At 63.4% G+C, this 6,297-nt stretch carries 4 protein-coding genes; 2 read left to right on the forward strand and 2 right to left on the reverse strand.

Annotation, left to right across the window (positions count from 1 at the left end; all coding sequences use genetic code 11):
* Window positions 1–280: 280 nt before the first annotated feature.
* A complete protein-coding gene (locus V7P99_RS00840; protein ID WP_333792919.1) occupies window positions 281–1,054 on the forward strand; it encodes a matrixin family metalloprotease in 774 nt (257 codons plus the stop codon).
* Window positions 1,055–1,245: 191 nt separating this feature from the next.
* Window positions 1,246–1,728 (forward strand): PRC-barrel domain-containing protein, encoded by a 483-nt coding sequence (locus V7P99_RS00845; RefSeq protein WP_333792920.1) that lies wholly within the window; start codon window positions 1,246–1,248, stop codon window positions 1,726–1,728.
* Between the two features lie 49 nt (window positions 1,729–1,777).
* On the opposite strand, the gene V7P99_RS00850 is transcribed toward V7P99_RS00845, so the two are convergent.
* Together V7P99_RS00850 and V7P99_RS00855 are read right to left on the reverse strand one after the other, a co-directional pair.
* Entirely contained in the window at window positions 1,778–2,923 is a 1,146-nt protein-coding gene (locus V7P99_RS00850) for an HWE histidine kinase domain-containing protein (RefSeq protein WP_333792921.1), read from the reverse strand.
* 29 nt (window positions 2,924–2,952) lie between these two features.
* Window positions 2,953–6,297: response regulator (locus V7P99_RS00855; RefSeq protein WP_333792922.1), on the reverse strand; the 3,345-nt coding region annotated here is incomplete at its 5' end.

Below are 6,297 nucleotides of genomic sequence, written 5' to 3' on the forward strand. Positions count from 1 at the left end.
TATAAATCCAAACCCGTGACAAAGCGGGCTTGGTATGGGCGTTGACCGCCATAATTCCGCGCCATAGAAGGGTTGTAGCTTCACTCGAGCGCCGCACCGCTGCGCGGCGCTCGGATCATCTTCATCCAGGATCTAGTGCAGCCACGCTTGATGGATCCATTGGTGTAGCGCGCGCTAGATCTTTGCGGGAGACTGGTTAGCCTTCTAGGTGGGTGTGCGTCGATCACGCATTGGGGGACTCTTGAGGGGACTTCTTCTGTCCGTTTTGATGGCGTTGGCCATGATGCCCGCCTTCGGCCACGCCGAGGACGGAAAAAGCGATGCCGGCCGCGCCGACGCCGAGTTCCGACTCCTTGAGCTTGGAGGACGCAATGTGCGTTGGAAGCTGCCGGAGAACGGCTTGCCGGCAACCATCACCTATGCCTTCCTGACCGAGCCCGCAGCATTTCCAGATGCCCGCAATTGCGACGCGATGCTTCCGCCCGCGGCCGCGCTCGGGCCTTCGAGCATTGCAGACGAGGATTTCCGCCGGGAGGTGCGTGCTGCCTTCGCAGTCTGGGAAGAGGCCGCCAATATCGTGTTTCGTGAGACGGCGCCGAACGCCAACGCCGGCATTCTCATCGGCGCGGACGCCAAGGCACGGGGTCGCGCGTTTACAAACGTGGCCCTTGAGGAGCAGAGCGCAACGGATCAAACAGTCTCCGCCGGACCCGGCGCCATCCGCCAATCCCTCATCTGCCTCAATCCGAAGCGACGCTGGAAGATCGGCTTCGACGGGGATCTCGACATCTATGATCTGCGCTTCACGATGATGCACGAGATCGGGCATGCGATCGGCCTTGACCATCCAGGCCCGGAAGGTCCGCTCATGGGCTTTCGCTATGTCGAGAAGGCGCGGACGCTGCAAACGGGAGATGTTGCCGGTGCGATGGCGCTCTATGGACGGCCGGGCGCACCGGCGCCGGCCCTGAGTATCGCCGCTTCGCCGGCGCCATCCGCCGCCGATCAAGACGCCGCGTTCGGCCTTGGAGAGGCACCCGCCGCTGCTCCGTAAAGTATCAACCAAACGAAACGATAGTCGTCCTGCGCCTGAAGCAGCCCTCGCCGGCCGCGCATGTGGGGACGCCCTTTCCCATGGGGAACCATCAGGCGCGAAACCTGTTTTGTTCTTATGCAACAGGGTAGCCGGCGGTGAGGACTTGATCCTTCGCTCAGATCCCACGCCGGCCGTGGGAGGAAGCCGCCATGAACAGCAACGCAATCCTGACACTCGCCACCGCGGCTGGTGCAGGGCTCGTCTTGAGCCTGCCTTTCTCTGCGGCGTTGGGCCAGATGAAAGCTCCTCACGCCCCGCCTCATGCCTCTCCTCCGAACTCCCGCGAGCAGCCGGTGCCTGATGTCGCCCCTCTACAAACGGAAGGGACGCCCGGCAACTGGCATGCGAGCCAGCTCATCGGTACGACGATGACGAACGTGCTCGGTGAAACCATCGGACGCGTCGAGGATGTCGTCATAGATGGAGACGGCAAGGTCGTGGCTGTCATGGTGGGGGTCGGAGGCTTTCTCGGCCTCGGCGAAACATCGGTGGCGATCGGATTGCGCCACTTGGCTATCACGCAGCGCGACGATCAGCACCTCGACGTGCAAACCTCGCTATCGCGCCGCGCCGTCGAGCAGGCGGCGAGCCTCGACCCTGCGGACAGCCAGCCGCAGCCGCCGGCCCCTTGAGCCACAGCTTGAAGCGCTGAGCTTTTCACGTAGCTGCTGTCGATAGATCTCAGCCCGCCAGCGCCGCAGCGCTGCGCGGAAGATCGAAATCTTCCGTATCAGCGGCGGTAATGACACCGAGGGGCACGCGGAGCAGGCATTCGAGTCCGTCGCGAGCGAACTCTATGGCGGGCTCGGACGTCAGGGTGCTCGCCATGGTGCCGATCAAGGTCAACCCAAATCCCTTACGGCTCGTCGGCACGACCGGGGGCCCGCCTCGCTCCTTCCAGCGGAATTCGAGATACGGCTCGTCGTGCGCGTCGACGATGCTCCATTTGATCGCGATGCTGCCCTCGGCATTGAGCAGCGCGCCATACTTGGCCGCGTTGGTCGCAAGCTCGTGGACGATGAGCGCGAACGTCTGCACGGCGGAGGCGGTGAGCAAAAGCTCGGGCCCGGATATTCTCACGCGATCGGAGAAACCCGCGACCTCGGCATTGACGATGTGCGATAGATCGGCACCTTTCCAGCAGGCCTCGGTCAGAAGCTCGTGGGCGCGCGCAAGAGCGTGCAGACGGCCGACCAGGATATGGCGCGCATCCGCAACGTCGCGGCTGTCGCTCAAGGTGCGAACCGCGATGGATTGCAGAACCGCCAGCAGGTTCTTCACGCGGTGCGTCAGCTCGTTAACGAGGAGAGACAGGCGCTCCTCGGCGCGCTTGCGCTCCGCGACCTCGACCTTCAGGATCTCGGCAGTGCGCTCGAGCTCGGCGGTGCGCTCCTCGACGCGCTTCTCGAGCAGGGCGTGCGAGCATGCGAGCTCGCTGCGCATTTGATAGAGGTCGACGAACACCTTCACCTTGGCGCGCAGCACCTCCGGCACGACCGGCGACAGGATGTAATCCACCGCGCCCAGCGCGTAGCCTTCGGCCGCTTGCACATCGTCGGCGAACGCGGTGATGAAGATGATCGGCGTATGCCGCGATTTCTTGCGTTTCCGGATCAGCGCAGCCGTCTCATGGCCGCACATGTCCGGCATGTTCACGTCGAGCAGAATAACGGCGAAATCCCGCTCGAGCAGCAGACGCAGAGCCTCCGCGCCCGAGGTCACGGTGACGACGTTCTGATTGAGCTCCTCGAGGCTCGCGCGATAGGCGACGTGCTTCTCCTCGAGATCGTCAACGATCAGGATATCAGCAGGCACTAGCTGGCTCATGGGCAAGGATCCCGATCAACGTCCGACCATCATCGATAGAGCCATGAGCGCATGACGGACAGCAGCGCGTCAACATCGACGGGCTTGGCGAGATAATCCCAGGCTCCGGCCTCAATGCAGCGCTCACGATCTCCCTTCAAGGCCTTGGCGGTGACCGCGATGAACGGCACCTCACGGCATGCAGGAATCTCCCGCGCCGCCCGAATGGTGGCCACGCCATCCATGTCCGGCATCATGATGTCCATAAGAACAATATCGACTTCGGGCTGGCTGTTGAGAATTCTCAGCGCCTCGCGGCCGCTGGCAGCGGAAATCACATGCATCCCATGATCCTCCAGCAACGTCGCCAGAGCGAATATATTGCGCACGTCGTCGTCGACGACCAGCACCTTCTTTCCAGCCAGCGCCGAAGCCGTATCATACACGCGATTGAGCATAACTGCATGCGGCTGCGGAAGCTGCTCGATTGGCCAATTGAGAACCTGAGAGACAAGGTCAACCAAGCGCTCGGGGGACTGCACGCTCCGCATTGCGAGCACGCCGGCCGCTGGCTCGAGCGGGCGGGAAACGCCATTCACGCCAGCCCCGCGTTCGGACCATATGATCACCGGTAGCGGCGACGCGCCGCTCGTGCGCACCGGATCGCTCAACGCGTCCGCGCAGGCGGAGAGCGGTACGTCGAGCCGGCTGTCGATCACCATGCAATCGACCAGTGTGTCGGAGAGGATGCGGGGAACGGATGCTCCATCGTTTGTCTCCACGATGCGAATACCGCCGGACGCAAGGGCGCGCACGATGCCGAGATCACGGGTGCCCTCAGGCGCTGCTACGAGAAGGCTGCGCTCTTTACGCCGCAAGCCAGCGAGGAGCGCGGCCAAGCCACTTTCGAGATCGGACCTGGACAGCAGCGGCTTGGTGATGAAGCCTTGCGCACCGACTTCGAAGGCGCGCTCCCGCGCATCCTCGGCCGTGACGACCCAGATCGGAATATGCCGGGTTGCAATATCAGACTTAAGGCTGTCGATGATGCGCCAGCCATCGATGCCGGGCATCACCATGTCGAGCGTCATGGCATGCGGGCGCCTCTCCCGGGCGAGCGATAGCGCGGCCAGCCCGTTCGAAGCGACAATGCCCTTGCAGCCCATCTCGCGCACGGCATCGAGGAGGACGCCCGCGAAGGCCGCATCGTTCTCAACGATGAGTATGACCGTATCTTCGGGCTCGATCTCCTCGCGATCATCTGCGATGTCGATATCCTCCGCGGCATCCACGGCGGTGCGCACATCGGCCTGGCCGAAGCCGCTGCCTGCGGCTTCCAATGCCAGCGCCCCCGCCGGCCCCCCGGCCGATATCCGCTCGGACGCGCGACGGCCAGAGGTGCGCGCGGGACCATAGTCGAGGGGAAGATACAGAACGAAGCTCGACCCCTTGCCCACCGTCGATGCCAGCTTGATCTCGCCGGAAAGCACATGAGACAGCTCGCGGCTGATGGCGAGGCCAAGACCCGTGCCGCCATACTTGCGGCTCGTCGAGCCATCGGCCTGCTGGAAGGCTTCAAAGATGATGCCTTGCTTCTCCGGCAGGATTCCGATCCCCGTGTCGGAAACCGAAAACGCAACGACGCTTGCCGCGCGGTTTAGCCGTTCGTTGTCGGGCCATCCATCGCTAACGGGCTCTATGCTCAACGACACCCGGCCGCGATGGGTGAACTTGAATGCGTTGGAGAGAAGGTTCTTAAGGATCTGCTGAAGACGCTTCGAATCCGTCACCATGGACGTCGGCAGGCGCGGATCGATATGAACATCGAACGACAAGGCCTTCTGCTCGGCCACGGGACCGAAGGTGCGTTGTACGTAGTGGCAGAGATCGTCGAAGCGCAGCTCGCCGATATCGACCGCAACCGTGCCGGATTCAATTTTTGCAAGATCCAGGATGTCGTTGATCAGCGTCAGCAAATCCTTGCCGGAGGCGTGGATCGTCTTCGAGAACTCGACCTGGCGCTCCGTGAGGTTGCCGTCCCGGTTCTGGCAGAGCTGATCAGACAAGATGAGCAGGCTGTTCAGCGGCGTTCTCAGCTCGTGGGACATGTTGGCCAGGAACTCGGACTTGTACTTCGACGTGCGCGCGAGCTGATCCGCCTTCTCCTCGAGCGCCTGGCGGGCCTGCTCGACCTCCGAGTTCTTCCGCTCTACCTCGTGGTTCTGATAGGCGAGCAGGCGGGCTTTCTCCTGCAGCTCCTCGTTCGTGCGCTGCAGCTCGAGCTGGCGGCTCTGCAGCTCCTTCGCGAGCGACTGGGACTGCTCGAGCAAATCCTCGGTACGCATGTTGGCTTCGATCGTATTGATGACGATGCCGATCGATTCCGTGAGCTGATCCAGGAAGTCGTGATGGACAGGATCGAAGCGGTCGAGAGAGGCGAGCTCCAGCACGCCCTTCACCATCCCTTCGAAGACGATCGGCAGCACCAGGATGTTGGCCGGCAACGCCTCGGCAAGCCCCGTGGCGATGCGGATCGGCTCCGCTGGTACACGTTCGAGCACGATACGCCGCTTGTCCTGCGCGCACTGGCCCACGAGGCCAGCGCCAACACCAACGATCTTGCCATGCGCGGCCTGACCGTCCGACGCATAGCTGGCGAGCAGCTTGAGGCGCGGATCATCCGACGCATGGTCCCATACATAAACCTCCCCCTGATGCGCGCCGACGACGGGCGCGAGCTCCGACAGGATCATCTGCCCGACGGCGACGAGGTCCTTCTCTCCCTGCAGCATGCGGGAGAACTTGGCGAGGTTCGTCTTGAGCCAGTTCTGCGCCGTATTCTTCTGCGTGGTATCGCGCAGATTACGGATCATCTCGTTGATGGTGTCCTTGAGAACCGCCACCTCGCCTTCAGCGCCGACGTTGATCTCGCGCGTCAGATCACCCTTGGTCACGGCGGTGGCCACCTCGGCGATGGCGCGCACCTGCGTCGTCAGGTTCGCCGCGAGCTGGTTCACGTTCTCGGTCAACGCCTTCCACGTGCCGGCTGCACCCGGCACCTTAGCCTGGCCCCCGAGCTTGCCTTCGACGCCGACCTCGCGCGCCACCGTCGTCACCTGATCGGCGAAGGTGGCAAGCGTCTCCGTCATGCTGTTGATGGTGTCGGCCAGGGCCGCGATCTCGCCCATCGCCTCGACGGTCAGCTTGTGCTTGAGGTCGCCGCCGGCAACCGCGGTCACGACGCGCGCGATGCCGCGCACCTGCGCCGTCAGGTTGCCCGCCATGGAGTTCACGCTGTCGGTCAGGTCCTTCCAGGTGCCGGCAACGCCCGGCACGTCGGCCTGGCCGCCGAGCTTGCCTTCGGTACCCACCTCGCGCGCCACACGCGTCACCTC

Origin of the sequence: Hyphomicrobium sp. (assembly GCF_036780825.1) — a bacterium.
In the GTDB taxonomy this organism is placed as follows: Bacteria; Pseudomonadota; Alphaproteobacteria; order Rhizobiales; family Hyphomicrobiaceae; genus Hyphomicrobium_C.

What these genes read in the sequence shown, in the direction of transcription:
- V7P99_RS00850 (WP_333792921.1), bottom strand. Translation starts at nt 2,923, where the DNA reads ATGAGCCAGCTAGTGCCTGCTGATATCCTGATCGTTGACGATCTCGAG.
- V7P99_RS00840 (WP_333792919.1), top strand. Translation starts at nt 281, where the DNA reads ATGATGCCCGCCTTCGGCCACGCCGAGGACGGAAAAAGCGATGCCGGC.
- V7P99_RS00845 (WP_333792920.1), top strand. Translation starts at nt 1,246, where the DNA reads ATGAACAGCAACGCAATCCTGACACTCGCCACCGCGGCTGGTGCAGGG.